Source organism: Catellatospora coxensis, assembly GCF_016862635.1.
GTDB lineage: Bacteria > Actinomycetota > Actinomycetes > Mycobacteriales > Micromonosporaceae > Catellatospora > Catellatospora coxensis.
Genome location: NZ_BONI01000058.1, coordinates 39,310 through 63,250 on the forward strand (window position 1 = coordinate 39,310; position 23,941 = coordinate 63,250).

The following is a 23,941-nucleotide window of genomic DNA, read 5'->3' on the forward strand; positions in this document are numbered from 1 at the left end:
GGGGCTCAGAGCGGGTGGTGGGCCAGCGGGGTGTAGGACGGGTGCGGGCCGAGCAGGCTGCGCACCAGCACGAGTTCGGTGACCGGCCAGGCCGGGCCGGTGTAGTCGTGCAAGGTCGCCAGGTCGCCCGCGAGTTCGCTGTGGCCGATCCGGTCGCCGGGGCGGGCGATCGTCAGGTGCGGGGCGAACCGCTTGTCGTCGGGGTGCAGGCGGCGCGCCCGCAGTTCGCGGCGCACCGCCCGGCCGACCCGGGTCAGGCTGTCGACGTCACCCTCGACGCCCGCCCAGAGCACCGTGGAACGCCCGTGGCCGAACCTTCCGCCACCTCGGATGCGCAGCTCGCCGACGGGACCGTCCACGGCGGACAGGGCCAGCGTGGCCGGTCCGACCGATTCGTCGGGCACCTCGCCCAGGAACGCCAGGGTCAGATGCCACCGCTCGGTGGGCGTGACCCGCGCGCGTGCCCTGCTGACCGCGAGGGAGTCCACCACGGCGGCCAGGTGGCCCACCGCCCCGGGTGGCGGGAAGACGGCGACGAACAGGCGCATCAGGCCTCCGCGAGGACCACTCCCGCAGCGATGAGCGCGCCCTCGACCCGTACCCGTTCGATCTGCAGGTCGAGGCCGTCCACCTCGGTCAGGTGCTCGGCGATGCCGAGGCACTGGCACGCGTCGCGCAGCGCCTGGTCGTAGCCGGCATCGTCGCGGGGCAACTCCCGCAACCGGTCGACGATCTCCTCGAACGGCACCAGGGTCGGCCCGGCGGGCGCGGGCTGCGGCAGCCAGGCGGGGGCGAGGCCGACGGCGCTGAGGCGCTCGGCGGCGAACTGGACCATGCTCTCCCGGGCGGAACCGATGGCGTCCGTGGCGACGCGGGCCGCGGCGACCCACGGCGGGCCGGCGGGCGGGGCCGGGGCGAACGCGCGCTCCAGGCGATCGAGGGTGCGCTGCTCGTGCCAGGACTCACGGACCTGCTCGGCCCGGCTGCGCACCTGGGCGACGACGTCGTCCGCGCAGATCACGGCGGCGATGGCACCGGGCATACCGACGAGCGCGATCACTCCGAGAGTGAGCGGAAGAGCGCTGTCGGTCGCCACATTGAACGACACTATGCCCACCTGCCCTTTCCCCGCCAGTTGATTGACGTCACCGATCACCGGCCGCCCGGCCGGAATAATCCGCGCTCGCGCGATCAGGCCTCGACCACGACCGTCCGGACGATCTTGTCCGCGAGGGTCTGCCGCTTGGCGTCCCACAGCGGGAACAGGAACCCCAGGTAGCAGATGAGCGCGTCGACGACGTGGGCCACATCGCGCAGGAAGGCCCGCCCCGCGCCGACCGGCGTGCCGGTGCGGTCGCCGACGAGCTTGACGCCCAGCACCCGGCGGCCCCAGCTGAAGCCGGTGTCCCCGGCCTGGATCCACCGGTTGTATCCGACGACCGCAAGCCCGGTCAGCAGCACCGTCCAGTGGACGACGCCGCCTCCGCTCGGCGCGCCGGGCACGACCTGCCCGGTCCGCGGATCGAGCGACGGCGCGACGACCTCGGGCCCGTCGATCACGTATGCGAGCACGACGAACACGGCCGCGACCAGCAGGTCGACCACGGCCGCGCCGACGCGTCTGAGCCAGGAGGCATGGTTCAAGCCGGTCTCCGGTGGGGTGAGGGGCGGCATGATCGCCGTCTTCGGTCAGAACCTTTGGTCTCACCGGAGGTTCTGCCCTAAAACGGCGATCTTGAAGCGCTCCGGGCGGGAGGGACGCTACTGGGTCGCGGTGCGCAGCAGGTCGCGCAAGGCCGCGACGGCGATGGAGTCGCCGGTGATGGTCACCGTGGCGTCGTCGGACCGCCGCCACAGCCAGCGCAGCAGCGCGTCCGGCGAGCCGGTGACCTCGGCGGCGGCGGGGCCGTCGCCCTCGGCCACGGTGAGCATGTCCGGTCCGATGGCGACCAGCCAGCGCCGCCCGCCCGCGGCCAGCGCGACGGACCGGCCGCCGCCGACACGCAGGTCTTCGACGAATTCGTCGTGCCAGGTCGCGGCGGAATACTCCAGGAAAATGCGCAGCACCTCGTCGATGCCGTCGAGGGCCAGGTCGGCCGGCACGTCCACGGACGGGACCCCGGCCGCCAGCTCGGCGTCGATGCGGTGGATCACGGTCTCCTGGGCCATCCGGCGACGCCAGAAGCCGACCGTCGGGTCCGGGGCATACCAGTTGCCCGCAGGCTCGTCGTCGGCGCGAGCGGCCAGCTCGTCGGTCAGCTCCCGGTAGGCCCGGCGCAGCTGAGACTGCGTCTCCTCCTGAGCGAGCTCGGCGGGCGGCCAGTCGGCCGGCTCGGTCTTGTCCCGAATACAGGCGATCTTGTGCAGATAGACCGCGGCGACATGGCGGTCGAGATCGTCGACCGTCCAGCCGGGGCAGCTCGGCACCGGCCGGTCGAGGTTTCCGGCGCTGACCTCGACCAGCCGGGCGAAATCCGTTTCGAGTGCGGCGTGGAAGTCCATGGGCCGCATTCCATCACGCGGCGGCGACACTCTCCGCGTGCACGACGCGCACCCGGGGCATGGGCCGGGCCTGGAAGGACAGCCGGTCCCCGGCGTGCCGCAGCTGCCACACCAGCGCGCCCAGCGCCGCGACCAGGGAGACCGCGCCGCCGAGCCAGATGCCGGCCGCCGCGCCGAAGGTCTCCGCGATCCAGCTGATGACCATCGAACCGATGGGCGCGGTGCCCAGGAAGATCAGCACGTACAGCGCCATCACCCGGCCGCGGAACGCTCCGTCGACGCCGAGCTGCACCCGCTGGTTGGCGGCCTGGCCGAGGAACACCGTGCTGAACCCGGTCGGCACCAGCAGCAGCAGGACCAGCCACTTGCTCGACGCGAAGCCGACCGCCATGGCCAGCAGACCGAACGCGACCGCCGCGGCGAGCAGCAGGTACACCGACGGCCGGCCCTTGCGGGCGGTCCCTGCCAGCGCGCCGGCCAGCGAGCCGACCGCCAGCGCCGTGTTGAACAGGCCGAAGGTGGCCGCGCCGGTGGCGAACACGGTCTTGGCCAGCAGCGCCAGGGTGAGCTGGAAGTTGTACCCGAACATCGCGATGACCAGCATCATCACCATCGGCAGCAGCAGGTCGTGCCGGGTGCGCACGTAGCGCAGGCCGTCGACGACCTTGGCCTCGGCGCGCTCGTCACGCGGCGGCAGCTCGGGGCGATGCAGCTCGGCGGGGCGCATCCGGGCCTGCATGAGCACCGGGGCCACCGCCATCACGGTGCTGACCAGGAACACCGGGCCGGTGCCGAGCCAGGCGATGGCGACACCGGCCAGCGCCGGGCCGGTGATGCGGGCGGTCTGGAAGGTGGCGGCGGACAGCGACAGGGCGTTGGGCAGCAGCGGCTTGCCGACCAGCTCCGATACGAACGCCTGGCGCACCGGTGTCTCGATGGCCTGGGCCACGCCGAGCAGGCCCGCGAACACCATGATGTGCCACAGCTGGATGACCCCGGTGGCGATGAGCACGGCCTGCGCGATGGCGAGCAGGGCCCAGGCCCCGTTGGAGACCATCAGCAGGGTGCGCTTGTCGAAGCGGTCGGCCAGCGTGCCCGCGTACAGGGTGAGCAGCATGACGGGGACGAACTGCAGTGCGGTGACCAGGCCCAGCGCGGTCGGGGAGTCGTTGCTCAGCTCCAGGACCAGCCAGTCCTGGGCGACGTACATCATCCACACGCCGATCAGCTTGATCAGCTGACCGCCCGCGAAGAGCCGGTAGTTGCGAACCGTCAGGGAACGGAAGGTGGTGCTCAGTCTTGCCCGCACGCGGAGTGCGCCTCCTCGGATAGCCTTGCCGCCGCTCACCGGCCGGGGGTGTCCCGGTCGGATCGGACGGATCAGGCCTCCGCTTGCCTGACCGCGAGGATGCCCTCGCGATCAGTCGCGCGCGAGCCGCTCCAGCAGTGCTGCGGCACGGGCCACCGTGTCGCGTTCCTGGGCGGTGAATCCCGCCAGCTTGCCGGCCAGCCATTCGTCGCGCACCCGCTGGTAGTCCTCCAGCACCGCGAGCCCTCGTTCGCTGGGCGACAGCAGAACCTGCCGCCCGTCGGTGGGGTGCGGCGTCCGGCTGATCAGACCGCGTTCCTCCAGCTTCGCCACGATCTTGGTCATCGTGGGCGGCTGCACCCGCTCGGCCTCGGACAGCTCGCGCGGGGTGAGCGCGCCGCCGATCCGCAGGCTGGTGAGGGCGGACAGCTGGGTAACGGTGAGATCGCCGACGGGGCGCTCCTGGCGCAGCCGACGGTTGAGCCGGGTGATGGCGTCGCGGAGCCGCTCGGTCAGCTCCTCGGGAGAAGCTTGCGCCACCATCACCACCTGCTCCGTCACGCTTATTAGCTTAGCTAATAAGCTTGGCTAACGATATCCCTTTACCCAGGTGAGCGCGGTCACGCTCTCAGAAAACCAGTTTCTCCAGCGCGCCCACGGCGAAATACACCACGAACAGCAGCGCCACGATCCACAGCAGCAGGTGCACGTCGCGCAGCTTGCCCTTACTGGCCTTGATCAGGACATACGTGATGACACCGGCGCCGATGCCGTTCGAGATCGAGTACGTGAACGGCATGATCACGATGGTGAGGAACGCCGGGATGCCGATCTCGTAGTCGGTCCAGTCGATGTTGCGCACCGCGGTCATCATCAGGAAGCCCACGACCACCAGCGCCACCGAGGCCGCCTCGAACGGCACCACGGTGACCAGCGGGGCCAGGAACATCGCCAGCAGGAACAGGCCACCGGTGACGAGGTTGGCGAAACCGGTCCGCGCGCCCTCCGCGACACCCGCCGCGCTCTCGATGTACGACGTGTTGCTCGACGTGCTCGCCGCACCGCCCGCCGCCGCCGCGATCGAGTCGACCAGCAGGATCTCCTTGGTACGCGGGACCATGCCGTCCTCGGTCAGCATGCCGCCCTCCTGGGCGACGGCGACCATGGTGCCCATCGTGTCGAAGAAGTCGGTCAGCAGCAGGGTGAAGACGAACATCGCGCAGACCACGATGCCCGCGCTCTGCCACCCGCCCAGCACGTTGAAGTTGCCCAGCAGGGAAAGGTCGGGCTTGCCGACCCACTTGTCCGGCACCACGGGCACGTTCAGCGCCCAGCCGGCCGGGGTGCCCGCCGGGCCGCCCGCGGGGCCCACCTTCGCGATCGCCTCGACGATGATCGCGAGCACGGTGGTGCCGGCGATACCGATCAGGATCGCGCCCTTGACCTTGCGCGCGACCAGCACGATCGTCGCCAGCAGGCCGATCACGAAGACCAGGCCCGGCCAGGTCACGATCTTGCCGCCGATGCCCAGCCCGATCGGCGGCGAACCCTGGCCGGTCGAGCGTACGAAGCCGGCGTCGACGAAGCCGATGATGGTCAGGAACAGGCCGATGCCGACGCCGATGGCCGTCTTCAGCTGCATCGGCACGCTGTGGAAGACCGCCACCCGCAGGTTCGTCAACACCAGGATCGCGATGATGACACCTTCGATGACCACCAGACCCATCGCGTCGGCCCAGGTCATCAGAGGCGCGATCTCGTACGCCACGAGGGCGTTGACGCCGAGTCCCGCCGCCAGCGCCAGCGGGAACCGGCCGACGACACCCATCAGGATCGTCAGCAGACCCGCCATCAGCGCGGTCGCCGCCGCCACCGCCGCCAGCGGCAGCGACACCCCGTCGATGTCCTTGCCGCCGCCGAGGATGAGCGGGTTCAGCACCACGATGTACGCCATCGTGAAGAAAGTGGCCAGGCCACCACGCACCTCGCGGGACATCGTCGACCCGCGGGCGGAGATCTCGAAGTAGCGGTCGACGCCCCCGACCACACCAGGACCAGCTGTGCTCATGGGGCGCATCGTTCCAGATCGAAGGCCGATTGGGTACCGAGCCACGGAGATCGTCTTGTGGCGACCCGCCCCGCGAGCCTCCGGCCAGGGCTACCGGGTCAGCGAAACTCCGAATCAGCGATGAGGAAGAATGGGGAACGTGACCAGGACCGCCACCCGCGCCCCGAAAGTCGATCAAGCCTGCGCCGAGGCCGTGGACATCGCACGTGCCGCGATCACCGAGGAAGCCGGGCACATCGGCGAGCATCTGAACGTGGTCGCCGAAGGCGACCGCGTGGTCACCCACTACTTCGCCTGCGACCTGCCGGGTTACCGGGGCTGGCAGTGGGCCGTCACGGTTACCCGCGCCCCGCGCAGCAAGCACGTCACCGTCTGCGAGACGGTGCTGCTGCCCGGCGGCGACGCCCTGCTCGCCCCCGGCTGGGTCCCCTGGCACGAGCGGCTGCACCCCGGTGACCTGGGCGTCGGCGACCTGCTGCCCACCCCCGAGGACGACGACCGGCTCACCCCGGGGTACATGCTGGGTGGCGACCCCGAGGTCGACGAGGTCGCCTGGGAGCTCGGCCTGGGCCGCCCGCGGGTGCTGTCCCCGCTGGGCCGCGAGGAGGCCGCGCAGCGCTGGTACGACGGCGAGAACGGCCCCGACGCCCCGATCTCGCTCGCCGCGCCGCGCACCGCGCGCTGCGTGTCCTGCGCGTTCTACGTGAAACTGGGCGGCTCGCTGGGCCGCATGTTCGGCGCCTGCGCCAACGTGTACGCCCCCGACGACGGCCGCATCGTCTCCCTGGACCACGGCTGCGGCGGGCACAGCGAGGTCCTCATCGACGAGACCGTCATCCCCGCCCCGCCCACCATCTACGACGACGGCGTCGTCGAAGAGGTCGAGTAGCGATCACGCACCCCGGATGGCCGCAGTTTCACGGAAACTGCGGCCGTCGCCGTCTCCATGGCTGCACTTTCCCCGAAACTGTCGCGCGGACGTCAGGAGTGGAGCCCGGCGAGAGCCGCGGCGGCGGCGGTGAGGGCGGCGAAGGCGTCGCCGATGCGCCAGGCGGCGCGGTCGCGAGGGCCGACGACGTTGGAAATGGTGCGGAGTTCACCGAAGGGCAGGCCCGCGCCCTGGGCGGCGCAGGCGACGCCGTAGCCCTCCATCGCCTCGGCGACCGCGGTCGGGTGGCGGCGGCGCAGTTCGGCGGTGCCCTCGGCGGTGCCGGTGACGGTCGAGACGGTCAGCACCTCGCCGGCGACCGCGTCCGGCAGCGCCTCGCGCAGCGCGGCCAGCAGGGCGGGGTCGACATCGGCCGTGGCGCTGCCGAAGCCCAGCTCGTCCAGGCTCAGGAAACCCTGCGGCGAGTCCGCGCCCAGGTCGGCGGCCACGCAGCGGGTGGCCAGGGCGGTCGCGCCGGGGTCCAGACCGATGCCGCCGCCGATGCCCGCCGACACCACCGCCCGGTAGCGGTCCCCGGCCAGCGCCAGCAGCCGCGCCGTGCCCGCGGCGGCCGCGGCCGGGCCGACCCCGACCGGGGCCACGGTCACGGCCGCGCCCGGAGGCAGGCCGCGGGCCAGCGCCTCGGCCTCGGCGGCGACCGCCGTCACCACCAGCAGCGTCATTTCTTCTTCCCCTCATCGGCGGACGGGTCCAGCGACGACGGACGGTACACGTGGAATCCCTCCGGGATGGTGCGCTGCTCCTGCTGCGGCAGCCGCTTGGCCGGCGGCGGCGCGGGCTGCGCCGGGCCGGGGGCGGGTGCGCCCGGGGCGGGCAGGCGCAGTGCCAGCAGCGCGCCGACGGACAGGCAGAGCGCGGCCGCCCACAGCGGCCAGCCCGCGACGAACGCCCCGATGACCAGGCCGGTCACCCCGGCCACCAGGCCGGCGATGGCGGCGTACTGCATCGCCCGCCACAGCGCGCCGAACACGTGCGCGTCGCGCGGCAGCAGCCGGCGCAGCAGGACCAGGTGCACCACCCACTGCGGCAGGATCAGCGCGACCAGCACCGCCAGCAGGATCCAGCCGGGCTGCCACTGCGCGGCGAGCAGCGTCGCGACGGCGCGGCCCACCAGCGACAGGCCGATCAGGGCACGCCCGGTCGCGGGCGCACCCGAGACCAGCAGCCCGGCGGGCACGGCGAGGAGCAGCCCGACCCCGAGCGCCAGCGCCAGTTCCAGCCGGCCGGGCGCGGCGGCCGCCCAGGCCAGGCCCACGAGCAGCGACAGGTCCGCGGCGACCACCACGGCATACAGGTCGTACAGGCGAGCGACGCCGGTGACGCCGCCCGAACCCTGGACCCGGATCCGCAGGGCGGTGCGGGTGAGCCAGCGGATGCCGACGACCGATCTGCTCACCGTGGCGATGAGCACCCGGATGGTCCGGACCACGACGTCGGCGAACGTCTGGAGCGCGCGCAGCAGGGGCATGGTGCCTATCCTGCCAGCGCGTACGCTGTTGTCGTGCCCTTGGAACCACCCAAACCGCTGGACCCCCCGACCGTCCCCTTCGCTCTCGGCGGCATGGCCGCGTTCGCGCTGGTCGGGCTCGTGTTGTTGTTCTTCCGCGACTGGCTGTCGGCCAACGGTCACGAGAGCTGGCTGTGGATCTGCGTCGCCGGTGTGCTCTGGGGCCTGCCCGGCCTCGCCACCATGATCGTGCACGACCGGCACCGGAAGGCCCGCCGCTCATGAAGATCGCGTTCTCGCCGTGCCCGAACGACACCTTCGTCTTCCACGCGCTGGTGCACGGCCTGGTGCCCGGAGCGCCGGAGCTGGACGTCACCTTCGCCGACGTGGACGTCACCAACACCGCCGCCCTCGACGGGCGCTTCGACCTGGTCAAGGTCAGCTACGCGGCGCTGCCGTGGCTGCTCGACCAGTACGAGCTGCTGCCCTGCGGCGGGGCGCTCGGGCGGGGCTGCGGGCCGCTGCTGCTGACCGCTGGTGGGGAGTCGCCGGAGGACCGCCGTCCAGGCGGGCCGCCAGGACGAGCCACCAGCGGAGCGGGCCGCGCGGACGTCACCGGCGCGACGGTCGCCGTGCCCGGTGACCGGACCACGGCGTACCTGCTGTTCCGGCTGTGGGCGGAGCAGACCGGGCAGGTCCCGGGACGCATCGAGGTGGTGCCGTTCCACGAGATCATGCCGGGGGTCGCGGCCGGCCGCTACGACGCCGGCCTGGTGATCCACGAGGCCCGGTTCACCTTCGGACGGTACGGACTGACGAGCCTGGTCGACCTCGGCGAGTGGTGGGAGACGGACACCGGCCTGCCCATCCCGCTCGGCGCGATCCTGGCCAAGCGGAGCGCCGTCGACGCCGCGACCGCCACGGGCTGGATCCGGGCCTCCGTCCGAGCCGCCTGGGCCGACCCCGAGGCCAGCCGCGCGTACGTGCTCGCGCACGCCCAGGAGATGGAGCCCGACGTCGTCGACCAGCACATCAAGCTGTACGTCAACGACTTCACCGAGGACCTCGGCCCCGACGGCCACGCCGCCGCCCGAGCCCTCCTCCACCGCGCCGCCGCCGCCGGCCTGGTCCCGCCCGTCACCCTCTGATCTGGCTCAACTTTTAAGGACTCGCGCCCTCAGGTAGTGCCTGAGGGCGCGAGTCTTTAAAAGTTGCGGCGGAGGAGGGTCAGACCTCCAGGTCGCGGGCGATGGTGTGGAGGGCCTGGGCGAGGGCTTGGGCGGTCTTCTTCTCGGGGAAGCGGCCGCGCTTGAGGTCGGGGAGGATCTTCGACTCCAGAACCTTGATCATGTCCTCGATCAGGGTGTTCAGCTCGTCGGCGGGACGGCGGCGCAGCTCCTGCAGCGACGGCGGCGCGTCGATCAGCTTGACCTGCAGCGCCTGGTCGCCCTTGCGGCCCGCGGCGACCCCGAACTCGACCTTCTGGCCGGGCTTGAGCTCCTCCACGCCGTTGGGCAGCGCGGCCTTGTGCACGAAGACGTCGCCACCCTCGTCACGGGTCAGGAAACCGAAGCCCTTCTCCGTGTCGTACCACTTCACGCGACCCGTAGGCACTACCGCACACCTGCTTCTTTCCCCGCGGGCGTCCGGCGCCCGTCACGTCTGAGGGACCACGCCGGTGGTGGCCCGCTGACAAGGCTAGCGATCGTGATCCGGGGGCCCAACTGGAATCCCCGGTTCCGCGTCACCGTCCCGTCCTTACGACTGCCGCGCGCGCACCGCGGACCGGATAGCGTGGAGGCACGATGAGCACCGAGCTGTCCGACCATCTGCGCGCGCTGTCCGACGACGCCCTCGGCGCGCTGCTCCGCCTGCGCCCCGACCTGATCACCCCCGTGCCCACCGACCTGGCGGTGCTGGCCGCGCGGGCCCAGACCCGGGTGTCGGTGGCGCGCACGCTCGACACGCTCGACCGGTTCACGCTGGAGGTGCTCGACGCGGCCCGGTTCACCCGGTCCCCATCGGACGGCACCACGTCGGCCGCCGCGATCGTGGCCATGGCCTGCGCGCCGACCGGCGGGCCGGAACCGGCCCGGGTGACCGAGGCGATCGAGCGGCTGCGCGCGCGATTCCTGCTGTATCCGGCGAGCCCCGGTGACCCGGACACGCTGCGGTTGGTGGCCACCGTCGACGAGGTGTGCTCGCCGTACCTGGCGGGGCTCGGCCGTCCCGCGGTCGAGCTGGACACTGCCGCCGATCTGAAGGGCGCGGTCGTCGCGCTGGTCACCGACCCGGCGCGGTTGCGCCGTACGCTGCTGGCCGCGCCGCCCGCCGCCCGCGCGGTGCTGGACCGGCTGGCCGAGGGCCCCCCGGTGGGCACCACCACCAACCGCACCGAGCCGGTGGCCTGGCTGCTCGAACACCACCTGCTGGTGGAGACCGCGGAGGGCTCCGTCGAGCTGCCCCGCGAGCTCGGCCTGCTGCTGCGCCGCGACGCGGGTCCACTGGGCCCGCTGCATCCGCTGCCGCCCACCGTCAGCGCCGCGCCGCGGGCGACGACCACGGTGGACCGGGCCGGGGCGGGCCAGGCGATGACGGTGGTACGGCACACCGAGGACCTGCTGGAGGCGCTGAGCGACGAGCCCGCCGCGGTGCTGCGCGCCGGGGGCATCGGGGTGCTGCCGCTGCGCCGCCTGGCCAAGGCGGCCGGGATCACCGAGCCGCTGGCCGGGCTGCTGCTGGAGACGGCCGCCGCGGCCGGGCTGATCGGTGAGCTGGAACTCGGCTCGGAGGTGGCGTTCCTGCCCGCGGCCGGGTACGACGACTGGCGGGTCGCGCCGCTGGCCCAGCGCTGGACGCTGCTGGCCGGGGCGTGGCTGGCCATGCCTCGGCAGCCAGGGCTGGCCGGGCAGCGCGACCTGAAGGACAAGCCGCTGACCGTGCTGTCGCCGCAGCTGGAACGAGCCGGCACGCCCGCGGTCCGGCGGGTGGTGCTGGCGGCGCTCGGCGAGCTGCTGCCCGGGACCGGGCCGGACGCCGACGAGCTGCTGGAATGGCTGCGCTGGCAGGCGCCGCGGCGGTTGCGCGGCCGGGAGGACCTGCACCGCGAGGCGCTGGCCGAGGCCGCCGACCTGGGCATCACCGCCCTGGGCGCGCTGACCGGATACGGCCGGGTGCTGGTGGAACAGGCGGCGATGGCCGGAAGCGACGACGATCCGCTGGGGCGGCGGCCGGAGGGAGACCTGCCGCCGGAGGAGACTCCGGTGGCCGTCGCGCTGGCGACGCTGCTGCCGCCGCCGGTGGACCACGTGCTGATCCAGGCCGACCTGACCGTGGTGGTGCCGGGGCCGCCGGAGCCGGCGCTCGCCGCCGAGCTGGACCTGGTCGCCGAGCACGAGTCGGGCGGCGGGGCCAGCGTCTACCGCGTCACCGCGGCCAGCCTGCGCCGGGCGCTGGACGCCGGCTATGCCGGGCCGGACCTGCACACGCTGTTCGCGCGCCGGTCCCGGACCCCGGTGCCGCAGGCGCTGACGTACCTGGTGGACGACGTCTCGCGCACCCACGGCGGGCTGCGTACCGGCACCGCCACCAGTTACCTGCGCAGCGACGACGAGGGCCTGATCTCGGCGGCGCTGGCCGACCGGCGGCTCAGCGGGCTGCAGCTGCGCCGGCTCGCGCCGACGGTGCTGGTGACCCCGTTCAGCTCGGCCCGGCTGCTGACCTCGATGCGCGACGCCGGATACTCGCCGGTGCCCGAGGACGCCACCGGCGCGGCGGTGCTGACCAGGCCGAAGGTGCGCCGCGCGGCGGCCCGGCCGGCGCTGGAGCCGACGCCGGACGCCCTCGACGCCCCCGGGCTCACCGCGCCGCGGCTGCTCGGCATCGTCGAGGAGATCCGCCGCGGGGACGCCCGCGCCCGCGCCGCCCGCCGCGCGCCCGCCGAGGTGCGGGCCGCCGCCGGGCAGCCGATGTCCAGCCTGACCGCGGTGCAGGCGCACAGCCACGCGCTGGCGGTGCTGCAGCAGGCGGTCCGTGACAAGGCCAAGGTCTGGGTGGGGTACGTGGACGCGCACGGCGCCAACGCCTCGCGGCTGGTCCGGCCGGTCTCCATCGGGGCCGGCTACCTGCGCGCCGAGGACGACCGTACGCAGACCCTGCACACCTTCGCTCTGCACCGGATCACCGCGGCGGCGCCGGCCGACTGACCTCCATTCCTATCCCTCTAATGCCTGGCATTTCAGCCGCAACCGGGCACCGGATGGCACGCTGGAACCGGGAAGGGATGGGAAACGATGACGACTGACCAGGAGACGGCGGCCGAGCAGATCGAACCGGCCCGACCCCCGGCGCGGGGGCCTTCGCGCAACCTCGTCATGATCGCGGGCGCGGTCGGCGGCGGGCTGGTGGCCTGGTTCTTCTACGCCTGGCTGGGCCTGCGCCGCAATGTGGTGGACGCCGCCGGGGAGTCGATCGGCAGCGGCATCTTCCTGCTGCTGGTGCTGTCGGTGGCCGGGGCGACCTACCGCAGCCGCAGATGAGCCCGGAAAGGGTGATGGGCCGTGGCTGCCCCTAACCGCCACGGCCCATCTGACGTTGCGCTCGCCCCCGTTTGGCGCCCCGAACGCGCACGGCAATCGGATTACGCATCCCGGACGGTCTGCGGTTGCGGCCTAGTCTCGTTTTAGCCCGAAAGAATGACCGTCATCAACCGTACGGGGGAGGATCGATCAGGTACCCGGACGGCGCCCGAAGATCTTGACCGCGGTACCGCTCTTGAGCGTGTTCCAGTACTTCTGCGAGTCGACGGGCAGCAGGTTGACACAGCCGTGCGAGCCGATGCTGCTGTTGTGGATGTAGGTCGTGGTGGTGTGGAAACCCTTTCCCTCCACGATCCGCTGCCACAGGGGCAGCCACACGTCCCAGTCGGTCGACCAGTTCTTCGTCTGCCGGTCGTGGATCGTGTACGAGCCGGTGGGGGTGGTGTAGCCCGCCATGCCCGTCCGGGTCACCGTCGGACCGTAGATCACCTTTCCACCGCTCATGATCCAGGTGGTCTGGTTGGTCAGGTCGATGCAGGCGGTGAGGGCGTTGCCCGCGTTGCAGCTGCTCGGCTTCGACTTGACCAGGCGCTGCGACACGCTGCGGGTCAGTGGACCGGCCTTGCCGTTGACCGGCCGGATGTCGAAGCGCTTCTGGAACTTCTTGATCGCGGCGCAGTCGGCGGCGGACTGCTTGCCGTCCACGGTCACCGTGCCGTACCCGCCGAGCGTGGCCAGCGCCTGCTCCACGACCTTCTGGTACTCGCCCTGCGGGCAGCCGGCAGGCGTCGGGCTCGACGTCGGCTTCTTCGTCGGCGACGGCACCACGCTCGGCGACGGCTCCGCGCTCGGCTCCGGAGCGCTCGACGCGGGTGCCGGCACGGGCTGATCGGTCGGCGCGGCCACGAAATCGGGCTGCCTTCCGGCGTTCGGGTCCTTCGGATCGCATGCTGCCGCCAGGGCCAGCGTCGTGACTGCCAACAGGCCCACGAGTAAACGGCGCACCAGGCCTCCCCAGGTTCGATGTCCGCCTGTGTCGGGATGATAGACGCCCACGCTGCACGAACGGTTGCCAGCCGTTCGGCCATACCGTGGGAGACTGGACTGTTGACCCTCCATCCCCAGCGCGAGGTGAGCATGACGAACGGCCCGCTGATCGTCCAGTCCGACAAGACCCTGCTGCTCGAGGTCGACCACCCCGACGCGTCCGCCTGCCGGATGGCCATCGCCCCGTTCGCGGAGCTGGAGCGCTCGCCGGAGCACATGCACACGTACCGGCTGACGCCGCTCGGGCTGTGGAACGCCCGCGCGGCCGGGCACGACGCCGAGGGCGTGGTGGACGCGCTGCTGCGCTTCTCCCGCTACCCGGTGCCGCACTCGCTGCTGGTCGACGTGGCCGAGACGATGGACCGCTACGGCCGGCTGCAGCTGCTCAACGACCCCGCGCACGGGCTGGTGCTGCGCGGGCTGGACCGCGCCGTGCTGGTCGAGGTGGCCAAGTCGAAGAAGGTCGCCGGGATGCTCGGCGCGCAGCTCGACCCCGACACCATCGCCGTGCACGGGTCCGAGCGCGGCCATCTCAAGCAGGTGCTGCTCAAGCTCGGCTGGCCGGCCGAGGACCTGGCCGGCTACGTCGACGGCGAGGCCCACCCGATCGCGCTGCGCCAGGACGGCTGGCAGCTGCGTTCGTACCAGCGCGAGGCGGTGGAGCACTTCCAGGCCGGCGGCTCGGGCGTCGTCGTGCTGCCCTGCGGCGCGGGCAAGACCCTGGTCGGCGCGGCCGCGATGGCCGACGTCAGCGCGACCACCCTGATCCTGGTCACCAACACCGTCGCCGGCCGGCAGTGGCGGCGCGAGCTGCTGGCCCGCACCACCCTGACCGAGGACGAGATCGGCGAGTACTCCGGCGAGCGCAAGGAGATCCGCCCGGTCACCATCGCCACGTACCAGGTGCTCACGACCCGCCGCAACGGCACGTTCCCGCACCTCAACGTGTTCGACGCGCGCGACTGGGGCCTGATCGTCTACGACGAGGTGCACCTGCTGCCCGCGCCGATGTTCCGGTTCACCGCCGACCTGCAGGCCCGCCGCCGCCTCGGCCTGACCGCCACCCTGGTCCGCGAGGACGGCAAGGAGGGCGACGTGTTCAGCCTGATCGGCCCCAAGCGGTACGACGCGCCGTGGAAGGACATCGAGGCCCAGGGCTGGATCGCACCCGCCGACTGTACGGAGATCCGGGTCACCCTGCCCGACGCCGACCGGCTGGCCTACGCCGCGATCGAGCCGGAGGAGAAGTACAAGTTCGCGGCGACCGCGAAGGCCAAGCTGCCGGTGATCGAGGCGCTGATCCAGCGGCACTCCGACGAGCAGGTCCTGGTGATCGGGGCCTACCTGGAGCAGCTGCACGAGATCGGCCGCTATCTGGAGGAGCAGGGTGTGCCCACGCCGATCGTGCACGGCGGCACCACGAACAAGGAGCGCGAGCGGCTGTTCGACGCGTTCCGGGACGGCTCGCTGCGCACGCTGATCCTGTCGAAGGTCGGCAACTTCTCCATCGACCTGCCCGAGGCGGCGGTGGCGGTGCAGGTGTCGGGCACGTTCGGCTCGCGCCAGGAGGAGGCCCAGCGCCTCGGCCGGGTGCTCCGGCCCAAGGGCGACGGCCGCCAGGCGCACTTCTACACGGTCGTCTCCCGCGACACCATCGACACCGAGTACGCCGCGCACCGCCAGCGCTTCCTCGCCGAGCAGGGCTACGCGTACACCATCGTCGACGCCGACGACGTGCTCAGCGGGCCCGCAGGCGCCTGAGCACCCGCGCCACCTCGGCGAAGTCGGCCTCGACGGCCGGCAGCGCCCGCACCGCCACCCGGTGCTCGTCCCCGCCGTCCTCGGCCACGGTGACGAGCACCGGCCGCGGCAGCTCCGCCACCAGCCGCACCCTCAGCTCGACCAGGGCGGTGCGCCACCACAGCGGCCCCGCGTCCCGCGGATCGATGTCGTATCGCGAGAAGTCCCGGAACCGCTCGTCACGCCGCCGCAGACCCGGCACCCGATAGATCCACTCGGCGAGCAGCTCCAGCTCGTCCTCGGCCACCAGCAGGTCGATCCGCTTCGCCGCGACCGGCACGCCCTGGAGCAGCGCCGCCGCCGTCCCGTCGATCACGTGGCCGAACCGGGGTGCGCCCAGCACCGCCAACAGCCGGAAGTCGGCGAGCACCATCCGCTGCCGCTCGACCAGGTCGGCCCGCACCCGGTCGATGGCCTCGTCCAGTGGCCCGTCCGCCGCCTCGACGTCGACCTTCAGCCGCAAGCCGAGTGGGGCGAAGAGACGATCGGCCAGCCCCGCGGTGGTCCCGTGGGCTCCGCGCTCGAATCGGGAGACCTGCTGCTGCGAGATCGCCGCACGTTCGGCGAGCTGGTGCTGGCTCCATCCGCGCCGCTGCCGCCGGTCCTGCAGCAACCACCCGAGCTGCCCGGCCAGCGTCTCCTGCCGCTCGTCCACCGTCTCGTCCACAGCCCCATCGTCACCGCCGAAGGTCCACGCCGAAAGGGGCTGTGGACAACTGCAGCCGCAGACCGCCGGGGCCTGTGGACAACCCGGCGGCAGACGAGTACTCGCGGTGCGTTTACATCTTTTTTGGTGTGGCCACACCAAAAAAGATGTAAACGCACGAGGTGACACCATTCCTAGAGCCGATAGGAAAGCGCCCGCACCGGGTGGTGGCCGGTGCCGAGGGCACAGCGGGACCTGGTCGATCACGCGGACGACCGACCCCCGGAGCGCCGGCCGACGCAGGGTAGGGCCGGCGCGGTAGCCAGCCCGGCGCGGAAGGCAGGGCGGCGCGGAAGCCGGGAAGGGTCAGGGCGGCGTGGCAGTCAGCCCGGCGTGGAGGTCGCCGAGGCGGGAGACGCGGTCGAGGACCTCGGCGGGGCCGAACGAGGCTGCGGTGAAGTCGCTGTGGGCGACCTCGTCCCAGGTCAGGGGAGCCGAGATGGTGGGCGTCGGGCCGGCACGCAGGGAGTAGACGCATACCGTGGTCTTGGCCTGGTTGTTCTGGCTCCAGTCGATGAACACCTTGCCGGGACGCAGCTCCTTGGCCATCTGGTCGGTGACCATGTCCTTCGCGGCGGCGGCGAACTCGGCGGCGATGTCCCTGGCGTAGGTCATGACTTCGTCGAAGGTGCCCGCGAAGGCACTGCTGACCTGCATGCCTTTGCGGCCGGACGTCTTCGGGAAGGCCTCGCGGCCGTCGACGGCCAGGCGTTCGCGCAGGGCCAGGGCGACGGCACGGCACTCGTCCAGGCCCGCGGGCGGGCCGGGGTCGAGGTCGAAGACCACCCGGTCGGGACCGGGGGCGCCGACCTTCCACTGGTGGGTGTGCAGTTCCAGGGCGGCGAGGTTGGCCAGCCAGACCAGGGTCGCCGGTTCCTGGCAGATGATCAGGCCGTCGGGGGAGACGGGCACCCAGGCGGGCTTCTTGGCCGGGGCGTTCTTCTCGAAGAAGCCCGGCCGGTCGGCGCCGTCGGGGAAGCGGATGCGGGTCAGCGCGCGGTCGGCCAGGTGCGGCAGGATCACCGGGGCGATCCGGTGGTAGTAGTCGATCACCTCGGCCTTGGTGGTGCCGTCGGGATAGAGCGGCTTGTCGAGGTTGGACAGGCTCAGCTCGCGGGAGTCGACGCTGACCTTCATCCGCAGTCCTCCCCCAGGCAGTCGCCGGGCAGTTTGTCCGGGCGCAGCCGCAGGAAGATCGGGAAGCGCAGGCGGCCGTCGGGGGTGATCTCGCTGTAGCGGACCTCGACCACCAGCAGCGGCTCCACCCAGGTCGCGGGCTCGGCCGGGCCGGTGAACGGCGAGCCGGGCCGGACCAGTTCCCGCAGCACCGGTAGCAGCGCCCGCTCGGTGCGCACGGTGAGGCCACCGCCGACCCGGCCCCGGTAGCGCAGGGTGCCGTCGGGCAGCGGCGTGCCGACGAGCAGCGCGCCGAGCGGGCGGGCTCCGGCCCGCCAGCCGCCGATCACGAAGTCGCCGGTGCGGACGAACTTCCACTTGATCCAGTCGGGTGAGCGCACGCCAGGCTGGTAGCGCGAGGCGCGGCGCTTGGCCATGACCCCTTCCAGGCCTAGTTCACGGGCGGCGGCCACGGTTGCCGCACCGTCGTCGAAGCTGGGCGACACGGTCGCGGCGGGCGAGGCCGCCGCGAGGCCGAGCGCGTCCAGCACCTCGCGGCGCTGGTCGTAGGTCAGTTCGGGGCGGATCACGTCGAAGGCGACGTACACGGGGGCGACACCCTGCTGCATGGCGTGGAAGCTGGGCAGCCCGGCCGCGTCGAACGCGACCAGCTCACCGTCCAGCACCTCGGGGAACAGCGGCAGGGCGGGACCGGCCAGCTGCCGCCCGGACCGGCCGAGGAACCGCCCGCCCGCGTAGACGGCCCGGTAGCCGTCCCACTTCACCTCGTACGCCCACAGCGGCCCGGTCGGCAGCGGGCCGGCCGTCGCCAGCATCGGCGCGATGGCCGCCCGGCCGGGCGCGACCCGGATCAAGCTGCCTTGGCCTTCTTCGCCGGCGCCTTCTTGGCCGCCGCCTTCTTCGTGGTCGACTTCTTCGCGCCGTCGTCCCCGGAACCCGCCTTCGCGGAGCCGGACCGCGTCGACGCGGCGGCCTTCGCAGGCGCCGCCTTGCGGGCCGCCGCCTTCTTCGGTTCGGCGTGCTCCGGCTCGGCCTTGGCGGCCTTCTTGATCGGGGTGACGGTGGCGTGGGCGCGCTTCTCGGCCGGCTCCGCCGCTCCGCCGCGGGCCGCGCGGGCCCGTTCCACCGACTGGCGCAGGGCCGCCATCAGGTCGATCGTGGGCGCGATGGGCTCCTCGGTGGTCGGCTGCACCACGGTGTCCTTCTTACCGATCTTCACGTCGATGACCTGCTGCAGCGCCTCCCGGTAGGAGTCGGTGAACTCCTCCGGACGGAAGTCGCCCGACATCGAGTCGACCAGCGAGGCGGCCATCTTGACCTCCTGCGGGCGCAGCTTCACGTCGTCGTCGAGAAAGTCGAACGCCGCCTCGCGCACCTCGTCCGGCCACAGCATGGTGTTGAGCACCAGCACGCCCTCGTGCACCCGTACCGTCGCCAGGGTCTCCCGCTGGCGCAGCGCCACCTTCACCACCGCGACCCGGTCGACGTTCTCCAGCGCCTCGCGCAGCAGCAGGTACGGCTTGACGCCCGCCGCGCCGTCGGGTTCCAGGTAGTACGCCTTGTCGTAGAGGATCGGATCGATCTGCTCGTTGGGCACGAACTCCAGCACCTCGATGGCGCGCGAGCTGGTCAGCGGCAGGTTCTTGAAGTCGTCGTCGGTGAGCACCACGATCTCGCCGCCGCCCACGTCGTACCCCTTGGCGATCTGGTCATAGCTGACCTGCTCGCCGTCGAGTGAGCAGACGCGCTGGTACTTGATCCGTCCCCCGTCGGCGCGGTGCACCTGGTGGAAGCGGATGTCCTTCTCCTCCGTCGCGGAGTAGAGCTTCACCGAGATGGAGACCAGGCCGAACGAGACGGCGCCTTTCCAGATCGCCCTCATATGGGAAGTATGCCCACTACACGCGTGGTACCGCCGCTAGTCCCTAAGATCTAGGCTGGCTCGCATGAGCGAACGCAGTGAGCGATCGGTGGGCCGGGTCCACATGACGTCGGCGCGCGAAGCGGGCTGACGTCATGGGTTCTGACGACGGCTGGGTGAACTCGTACCACGGCAGGATGCGCGCCGCCATGGGCGACGCGACGCTCTTCTTCCTGGGGGCGCGCGGTGTCATCCGGGACGAGCGGGGCCGGATCCTGCTGATCAAGCGCTCCGACAACGGGTACTGGGCCTTCCCCGCCGGGGCCATGGAACTGGGCGAGTCGATGCGCGACTGCGCGATCCGGGAGACGTTCGAGGAGACCGGCCTCAAGGCCGGGCAGGCGACGCTGTTCGCCTTCCTGTCCGGGCCGCAGTACACCTTCACGAACATGTTCGGCGACACCTACCAGCACGTCTCCGGGTCGTACCTGCTGACCGAGGTCTCCGGCGAGCTGAACCCCGACCCGGCCGAGGCCGCCGACGCGGGCTGGTTCGCCCCGGACGACCTGCCGGAGCCGACCTCGGGCGCGGTGCGCTGGACGCTGGACCACCTGGCCCGGTTCGAGGAGACCGGCCAGATCTACTCCGACTGAGCCCGATACCCGCTTGCCGGTGACGCGCCCCAGCAGGCAGTATCGGCGCACGTGACGAGCAAGAGGCGCTTCGCGCTGGACCTGACGCCGCTGCGGCGGCGCGACTTCCGGCTGGTGTACACCGCGGCCGGGGTCAGCAGCTTCGGTTCGATGATCACGTACGTGACCATCCCGTTCCAGCTCAAGCAGATGACCGGCGACCCGCTGACCGTCGGCCTGCTCGGCGTGGTGGAGCTGGTCCCGCTACTGTTCATGGCGTTCGTCGGCGGCGCGCTGGCCGACTACGTGGACCGCCGCAAGCTCGTCTTCTGGGCCGAGGCGGGCCTGGCCGTGCTGACCGGCCTGCTGCTGCTCAACGCGCTGGTCGGCAGCCCCCAGGTCTGGGTGCTGTTCGTCATCGCCGGGCTGGCCGCCGCGGTCGACGGCATCCACCGCCCGGCGATGGACGCGATGATGCCGCGGCTCGCGCCCGCCGAGGAGATGGCGTCGGTCGGCGCGCTCAACTCGCTGCGCTGGCAGGTCGCCCAGATCGCCGGCCCGACGCTGGCCGGCATCATGATCGCCAACTGGGACGTGGCCTGGGTGTTCGGGTTCGACCTGGCCACCTTCGCCGTCTCGCTGATCTGCTTCGGGCTGGTGCGCGCGGTCGCCCCGCCGGAGGCCGCCGAGCGCCCGTCGCTGCGCTCCGTCGTCGAGGGCGTCAGGTATGCCCGCAGCCGCCCCGAGCTGATCGGCACCTACCTGGTCGACATCAACGCGATGTTCTTCGCCTTCCCGGTCGCCCTCTACCCGTGGGTGGCCGACAAGTACGGCGGCGCGTCGGTGCTCGGCCTCTTCTACGCCGCGCTGGCCACCGGCTCGCTGCTGGTCACGGTCACCTCCGGCTGGACGGCCCGGGTGCACCGGCACGGGTTGGCGGTGCTGGTGGCCGCGGGCGCGTGGGGCCTGGGCATCGTGCTGTTCGGCCTGGCCGGCTCGCTGTGGCTGGCGCTGCTCGGCCTGGTCGTCGCGGGCGCCTCGGACATGATCTCCGGCCTGTTCCGCGGCGTGATCTGGAATCAGACCATCCCCGACCACCTGCGGGGCCGGCTCGCCGGCATCGAGATGCTGTCCTACCTGACCGGCCCGATGCTGGGGCAGACCCGTGCCGGGCTCAGCGCGCGCTGGTGGGGCTACAGCGGCGCGGTCGTCTGGGGCGGGGTGCTCTGCGTGGCCGGCACCGGCGCGCTGGCGGCCGCCCTGCCCGCCTTCCTGCGGTACGACGGCCGCGAGGGCCTGGCCCGCAAGCAGGCCGAAGAGGCCGCCCGCGCCGCCGAGCTAGCCGCTGTCCGGCCGGTGGAGGCCCCGAGTCCGGCGTGAACGATCGAGACCCGGGAAGGTTTCTGCTTATTCGGGCATTTTTGTCACTGCTGGTCGATTAGCCTCCTGATTGGGGCAATTCGCTAAGCGGGACGGGGCGTTCGCCATGCAGACCACACCCATCGACGTCATCGACTACGACGCCAACGGCTACGACTACCGCGAGTACTGGTCGGGCCGGGACTACGAGCTGTGGGCCGAGCAGCGGGTGCTCCGGCGGCTGGTCCCCAAGCTCGGCCGGCCCGCCTGGTTCGCCGACTTCGGCGGCGCGTTCGGGCGCAACGCGGGGCACTACCTGCCCCGGGCCGCCCATGCGGTGATCATGGACTACTCGGCGACCAACCTGCGCAACGCGGGCGAGCGGCACGCCGCCGAGGTCGCCACCGGCCGGCTGCACCTGGTCCGCGCCGACCTTTACCGCATCCCGTTCCGCGACTTCGCCTTCGACGCGGGCATGGTCGTCCGGGTGCTGCACCACCTGTCCGACGTGAACCGCGGCCTGACCGAGATGAGCCGCACCGTCGGCAGCCGCTGGCTGCTCGACGTGCCGATCAAGCACCACGTGCTGGGCCTGGCCCGGGGCCTGCGCAGCGGGCAGCTGCGCGAGGTGCGCAGCCCGGATCCGGTGGCCATGGGCGTCGAGGAGCAGTTCTGGAACTTCCGGCTCGGCGCGGTCCGCGAACGGCTCGGCGACCTCGGCTGGCGCACCTCGCTGGGCGCGAGCGTGAACAACTTCCGGCAGTGGGAGAAGGTCGCCCCGCGCGCGAACCGGCTGGCCCGCCCGTTCGTGCACGGCATGGAGGTGGTCGCGCAGACCTGGGGCAAGGGCTGGTGGGGACCCAGCCAGTTCGTCGTCGCCCGGCGGCACGATCCGGCGCAGCCCGCGTACGACCGGCCGGGCGGGCACACCGCGGACCTGCCGCCGGAGCTGGCGGGCCTGGCCCGGCGCGTGGTCTGCCCGGTGTGCATGACCCGGCTGAACTGGACGCTCGACACCGCCACCTGCATCCGCTGCGACCACACCTACCACCGCCACGGGGCGTTCTGGGACTTCGTCCCACCCCTGTGACCACCTCGCCCCCCAGGCAAGGAAGGGCACCTTCTTATCGCCATACGTTGCAGAAGGTGCCCTTCCCACCGCTTCACATGGGTCATCCCGAAGAAAGCTCACCTGCCGAACTGTCATCTGGTGTACTCGATGGGCAGGTAAGGGGCATTCGCACGGGCACGGGGGTACCTGGGATGCGACGGTTCGGCGTCATCGGGATGGGCCTGACCCTGGTCGCGGCCGCGGCCGTAGCGGGCTGCGGCAACGCCATCGAGCAGCCGGCCGCCTGGCGGTCACCCGCCCCGGCGGCGCCCGCGTACGCCGTGGCGCTCGACGCCAAGCTCCAGGCGATCATGAAGGACATGCGCGTCCCCGGCGCGGTCGTCATGATCACTTCGCCGGCGAAGGGCGACTGGACCAAGGCGTACGGCACCCGCACCGTCCAGGGCGGCGGCCCGGTCACCCTGGACGACCACTTCCGGATCGGCTCGAACACCAAGACGATGACCGGCACCGTGCTGCTGCAACTGGTCCAGGAAGGCAAGATCGCCCTCGACGACCCGGTATCGAAGTACCAGCCCGCCGTGCCCAACGGGGACAACATCACGATCACCCAGCTGCTGGACATGCGCAGCGGGCTCTACAACTACTCCGAGGACGAGCAGTTCAACGCCCAGCTCGACAACGACCCGACCAGGGTGTGGAAGCCGGACGAGCTGCTGGCCATCGCGTACGCCAAGCCGCCGTACTTCGCCCCCGGCACCGCGTTCCACTACTCGAACACCAACCTCATCCTGGCCGGGCTCATCATCGAGCAGCTCACCGGCCACACCCTGCAGGAGGAGTTCCAGCAGCGCATCTTCGGCCCGCTGAACCTCGGCCAGACGTCGCTGCCCCCGAACACCGACTCGGGCCTGCCCGCGCCCCACCCGCAGGGCTACATGTTCGGCACCAACGTCAGCACGCTCACCGACCCCGCGCTGCCCGCCGCCGAGCAGGCCGCCGCCGCGAACGGCACCCTGCTCCCGAAGGACGTCACCGTCAGCAACCCGTCGTGGGCGTGGGCGGCCGGCGGCGCGATCTCCACGGCCGCCGACCTGACCCGGTACGTCACCGCGATGGTCGGCGGCGGCCTGCTCGACGCGAAGACGCAGCAGACGCGGATGGACAGCATCCTGCCCATCGGCGCCCCGGGCCCGATCGAGGTCGGCTACGGGCTGGCGATCGTGCGGTTCGGCCCGCTGTACGGCCACGACGGCCAGATCCCCGGCTACAACTCCTTCATGGCGCACGACCCCGTACGCAAGGACACCGTCATCGTGCTGACCTCGCTGTTCGCGGGCGCGGACGGCAAGCAGCCGGCCAACCAGATGGCCATGGCGATCATGCAGGCGCTGTACGGCATCCCGGCTGCCGCCGCCTCCCCGTCGCCCAGCCGCTGACCTCCGGCGGAGAGAGGCGTCCGGTAACACCAAAAGCCCCAGGTCAGATGTACTGACCTGGGGCTTTCGTCACCG

25 protein-coding genes are annotated in these 23,941 nt (G+C 71.9%); 10 read left to right on the top strand and 15 right to left on the bottom strand.

What is annotated here, in order from left to right; translation table 11 throughout:
• Positions 1-5: 5 nt before the first annotated feature.
• From thpR to Cco03nite_RS28895, 7 genes are all read right to left on the bottom strand, one after another.
• Entirely contained in the window at positions 6-548 is a 543-nt protein-coding gene (gene thpR, locus Cco03nite_RS28865) for an RNA 2',3'-cyclic phosphodiesterase (RefSeq protein WP_203695676.1), read from the bottom strand.
• Positions 548-1,108: a hypothetical protein gene (locus Cco03nite_RS28870; protein ID WP_203695678.1), complete on the bottom strand. Its 561-nt coding sequence runs from the start codon at positions 1,106-1,108 to the stop codon at positions 548-550. Before Cco03nite_RS28870 ends, thpR begins: the two co-directional genes overlap by 1 nt.
• An 83-nt stretch (positions 1,109-1,191) precedes the next feature.
• Positions 1,192-1,644, bottom strand: coding sequence for an RDD family protein (locus Cco03nite_RS28875; protein ID WP_203695680.1), 453 nt, complete (start codon positions 1,642-1,644; stop codon positions 1,192-1,194).
• A 117-nt stretch (positions 1,645-1,761) separates the two neighbouring features.
• Positions 1,762-2,502 (bottom strand): maleylpyruvate isomerase family mycothiol-dependent enzyme, encoded by a 741-nt coding sequence (locus Cco03nite_RS28880; protein WP_203695682.1) that lies wholly within the window; start codon positions 2,500-2,502, stop codon positions 1,762-1,764.
• Between the two features lie 13 nt (positions 2,503-2,515).
• A complete protein-coding gene (locus tag Cco03nite_RS28885; protein ID WP_203695684.1) occupies positions 2,516-3,811 on the bottom strand; it encodes an MFS transporter in 1,296 nt (431 codons plus the stop codon).
• A gap of 111 nt (positions 3,812-3,922) precedes the next feature.
• Positions 3,923-4,372, bottom strand: coding sequence for a MarR family winged helix-turn-helix transcriptional regulator (locus tag Cco03nite_RS28890; RefSeq protein WP_373314349.1), 450 nt, complete (start codon positions 4,370-4,372; stop codon positions 3,923-3,925).
• Between the two features lie 67 nt (positions 4,373-4,439).
• Positions 4,440-5,879 carry an NCS2 family permease gene (locus tag Cco03nite_RS28895; RefSeq protein ID WP_239167744.1) on the bottom strand — a complete coding sequence of 480 codons (1,440 nt, stop codon included), beginning with the start codon at positions 5,877-5,879 and terminating at the stop codon, positions 4,440-4,442.
• A gap of 130 nt (positions 5,880-6,009) precedes the next feature.
• Here Cco03nite_RS28895 and Cco03nite_RS28900 point away from each other — a divergent pair, with 130 nt between their 5' ends.
• A complete protein-coding gene (locus tag Cco03nite_RS28900) occupies positions 6,010-6,768 on the top strand; it encodes a DUF3027 domain-containing protein (RefSeq protein WP_203695687.1) in 759 nt (252 codons plus the stop codon).
• A 92-nt stretch (positions 6,769-6,860) separates the two neighbouring features.
• Here Cco03nite_RS28900 and Cco03nite_RS28905 read toward each other — a convergent pair whose 3' ends face one another.
• Together Cco03nite_RS28905 and Cco03nite_RS28910 are read right to left on the bottom strand one after the other, a co-directional pair.
• Entirely contained in the window at positions 6,861-7,490 is a 630-nt protein-coding gene (locus Cco03nite_RS28905) for a futalosine hydrolase (RefSeq protein WP_203695689.1), read from the bottom strand.
• Positions 7,487-8,296 carry a hypothetical protein gene (locus Cco03nite_RS28910; protein WP_203695691.1) on the bottom strand — a complete coding sequence of 270 codons (810 nt, stop codon included), beginning with the start codon at positions 8,294-8,296 and terminating at the stop codon, positions 7,487-7,489. The genes Cco03nite_RS28905 and Cco03nite_RS28910 overlap by 4 nt, the downstream gene beginning before the upstream one ends.
• A gap of 33 nt (positions 8,297-8,329) precedes the next feature.
• Between Cco03nite_RS28910 and Cco03nite_RS28915 the strand changes: the two genes are divergently transcribed.
• Complete coding sequence (locus Cco03nite_RS28915) at positions 8,330-8,560, top strand: DUF2530 domain-containing protein (RefSeq protein WP_203695693.1); 231 nt, start codon at positions 8,330-8,332, stop codon at positions 8,558-8,560.
• Positions 8,557-9,423 carry a 1,4-dihydroxy-6-naphtoate synthase gene (locus Cco03nite_RS28920; RefSeq protein ID WP_203695695.1) on the top strand — a complete coding sequence of 289 codons (867 nt, stop codon included), beginning with the start codon at positions 8,557-8,559 and terminating at the stop codon, positions 9,421-9,423. Before Cco03nite_RS28915 ends, Cco03nite_RS28920 begins: the two co-directional genes overlap by 4 nt.
• A gap of 79 nt (positions 9,424-9,502) precedes the next feature.
• Here the strand turns inward: Cco03nite_RS28920 and Cco03nite_RS42955 are convergent, their stop codons facing one another.
• Positions 9,503-9,889, bottom strand: a complete 387-nt coding sequence (locus Cco03nite_RS42955; protein WP_203695697.1) for a cold-shock protein — start codon at positions 9,887-9,889, stop codon at positions 9,503-9,505.
• A 191-nt stretch (positions 9,890-10,080) separates the two neighbouring features.
• On the opposite strand from Cco03nite_RS42955, the gene Cco03nite_RS28930 reads away from it, so the two are divergent.
• Complete coding sequence (locus tag Cco03nite_RS28930; RefSeq protein WP_203695699.1) at positions 10,081-12,480, top strand: helicase-associated domain-containing protein; 2,400 nt, start codon at positions 10,081-10,083, stop codon at positions 12,478-12,480.
• 87 nt (positions 12,481-12,567) lie between these two features.
• Positions 12,568-12,813 (top strand): hypothetical protein, encoded by a 246-nt coding sequence (locus Cco03nite_RS28935; RefSeq protein WP_203695701.1) that lies wholly within the window; start codon positions 12,568-12,570, stop codon positions 12,811-12,813.
• A gap of 189 nt (positions 12,814-13,002) precedes the next feature.
• Here Cco03nite_RS28935 and Cco03nite_RS28940 read toward each other — a convergent pair whose 3' ends face one another.
• On the bottom strand, positions 13,003-13,818 hold the full coding sequence (locus Cco03nite_RS28940; protein WP_239167745.1) for a L,D-transpeptidase family protein: 816 nt from the start codon (positions 13,816-13,818) through the stop codon (positions 13,003-13,005).
• A 132-nt stretch (positions 13,819-13,950) separates the two neighbouring features.
• On the opposite strand from Cco03nite_RS28940, the gene Cco03nite_RS28945 reads away from it, so the two are divergent.
• The gene (locus tag Cco03nite_RS28945) at positions 13,951-15,621 is read left to right on the top strand and encodes a DNA repair helicase XPB (protein ID WP_203695703.1); all 1,671 of its coding nucleotides are present in this window, start codon (positions 13,951-13,953) and stop codon (positions 15,619-15,621) included.
• Here the strand turns inward: Cco03nite_RS28945 and Cco03nite_RS28950 are convergent.
• The 4 genes from Cco03nite_RS28950 to ku form a co-directional block, all read right to left on the bottom strand.
• Positions 15,599-16,327: a helix-turn-helix domain-containing protein gene (locus Cco03nite_RS28950; RefSeq protein ID WP_203695705.1), complete on the bottom strand. Its 729-nt coding sequence runs from the start codon at positions 16,325-16,327 to the stop codon at positions 15,599-15,601. The genes Cco03nite_RS28945 and Cco03nite_RS28950 overlap by 23 nt on opposite strands.
• A gap of 345 nt (positions 16,328-16,672) precedes the next feature.
• A complete protein-coding gene (gene ligD, locus Cco03nite_RS28955; protein WP_203695708.1) occupies positions 16,673-17,503 on the bottom strand; it encodes a non-homologous end-joining DNA ligase in 831 nt (276 codons plus the stop codon).
• Positions 17,500-18,318, bottom strand: coding sequence for an ATP dependent DNA ligase (locus Cco03nite_RS28960; RefSeq protein WP_203695734.1), 819 nt, complete (start codon positions 18,316-18,318; stop codon positions 17,500-17,502). The genes ligD and Cco03nite_RS28960 overlap by 4 nt, the downstream gene beginning before the upstream one ends.
• Positions 18,319-18,353: 35 nt before the next feature.
• Positions 18,354-19,385: a non-homologous end joining protein Ku gene (ku, locus tag Cco03nite_RS28965; RefSeq protein ID WP_203695710.1), complete on the bottom strand. Its 1,032-nt coding sequence runs from the start codon at positions 19,383-19,385 to the stop codon at positions 18,354-18,356.
• 134 nt (positions 19,386-19,519) lie between these two features.
• Between ku and Cco03nite_RS28970 the strand changes: the two genes are divergently transcribed.
• From Cco03nite_RS28970 to Cco03nite_RS28985, 4 genes are all read left to right on the top strand, one after another.
• Complete coding sequence (locus Cco03nite_RS28970) at positions 19,520-20,017, top strand: NUDIX domain-containing protein (RefSeq protein ID WP_239167746.1); 498 nt, start codon at positions 19,520-19,522, stop codon at positions 20,015-20,017.
• 51 nt (positions 20,018-20,068) lie between these two features.
• A complete protein-coding gene (locus Cco03nite_RS28975; RefSeq protein WP_239167747.1) occupies positions 20,069-21,376 on the top strand; it encodes an MFS transporter in 1,308 nt (435 codons plus the stop codon).
• Positions 21,377-21,482: 106 nt separating this feature from the next.
• Positions 21,483-22,445, top strand: a complete 963-nt coding sequence (locus Cco03nite_RS28980) for a class I SAM-dependent methyltransferase (protein WP_203695712.1) — start codon at positions 21,483-21,485, stop codon at positions 22,443-22,445.
• Between the two features lie 173 nt (positions 22,446-22,618).
• Entirely contained in the window at positions 22,619-23,866 is a 1,248-nt protein-coding gene (locus Cco03nite_RS28985) for a serine hydrolase domain-containing protein (protein ID WP_239167748.1), read from the top strand.
• The last annotated feature ends 75 nt before the right edge of the window (positions 23,867-23,941 follow it).

Excerpts from the sequence above, each read along its gene's own strand:
- thpR (WP_203695676.1), bottom strand. The coding sequence starts at position 548 with ATGCGCCTGTTCGTCGCCGTCTTCCCGCCACCCGGGGCGGTGGGCCAC.
- Cco03nite_RS28880 (WP_203695682.1), bottom strand. The coding sequence starts at position 2,502 with ATGGACTTCCACGCCGCACTCGAAACGGATTTCGCCCGGCTGGTCGAG.
- Cco03nite_RS28895 (WP_239167744.1), bottom strand. The coding sequence starts at position 5,879 with ATGAGCACAGCTGGTCCTGGTGTGGTCGGGGGCGTCGACCGCTACTTC.
- Cco03nite_RS28900 (WP_203695687.1), top strand. The coding sequence starts at position 6,010 with ATGGGGAACGTGACCAGGACCGCCACCCGCGCCCCGAAAGTCGATCAA.
- Cco03nite_RS28905 (WP_203695689.1), bottom strand. The coding sequence starts at position 7,490 with ATGACGCTGCTGGTGGTGACGGCGGTCGCCGCCGAGGCCGAGGCGCTG.
- Cco03nite_RS28910 (WP_203695691.1), bottom strand. The coding sequence starts at position 8,296 with ATGCCCCTGCTGCGCGCGCTCCAGACGTTCGCCGACGTCGTGGTCCGG.
- Cco03nite_RS28920 (WP_203695695.1), top strand. The coding sequence starts at position 8,557 with ATGAAGATCGCGTTCTCGCCGTGCCCGAACGACACCTTCGTCTTCCAC.
- Cco03nite_RS28930 (WP_203695699.1), top strand. The coding sequence starts at position 10,081 with ATGAGCACCGAGCTGTCCGACCATCTGCGCGCGCTGTCCGACGACGCC.
- Cco03nite_RS28935 (WP_203695701.1), top strand. The coding sequence starts at position 12,568 with ATGACGACTGACCAGGAGACGGCGGCCGAGCAGATCGAACCGGCCCGA.
- Cco03nite_RS28945 (WP_203695703.1), top strand. The coding sequence starts at position 13,951 with ATGACGAACGGCCCGCTGATCGTCCAGTCCGACAAGACCCTGCTGCTC.
- ligD (WP_203695708.1), bottom strand. The coding sequence starts at position 17,503 with ATGAAGGTCAGCGTCGACTCCCGCGAGCTGAGCCTGTCCAACCTCGAC.
- Cco03nite_RS28960 (WP_203695734.1), bottom strand. The coding sequence starts at position 18,318 with ATGCTGGCGACGGCCGGCCCGCTGCCGACCGGGCCGCTGTGGGCGTAC.
- ku (WP_203695710.1), bottom strand. The coding sequence starts at position 19,385 with ATGAGGGCGATCTGGAAAGGCGCCGTCTCGTTCGGCCTGGTCTCCATC.
- Cco03nite_RS28970 (WP_239167746.1), top strand. The coding sequence starts at position 19,520 with ATGGGTTCTGACGACGGCTGGGTGAACTCGTACCACGGCAGGATGCGC.
- Cco03nite_RS28980 (WP_203695712.1), top strand. The coding sequence starts at position 21,483 with ATGCAGACCACACCCATCGACGTCATCGACTACGACGCCAACGGCTAC.
- Cco03nite_RS28985 (WP_239167748.1), top strand. The coding sequence starts at position 22,619 with ATGCGACGGTTCGGCGTCATCGGGATGGGCCTGACCCTGGTCGCGGCC.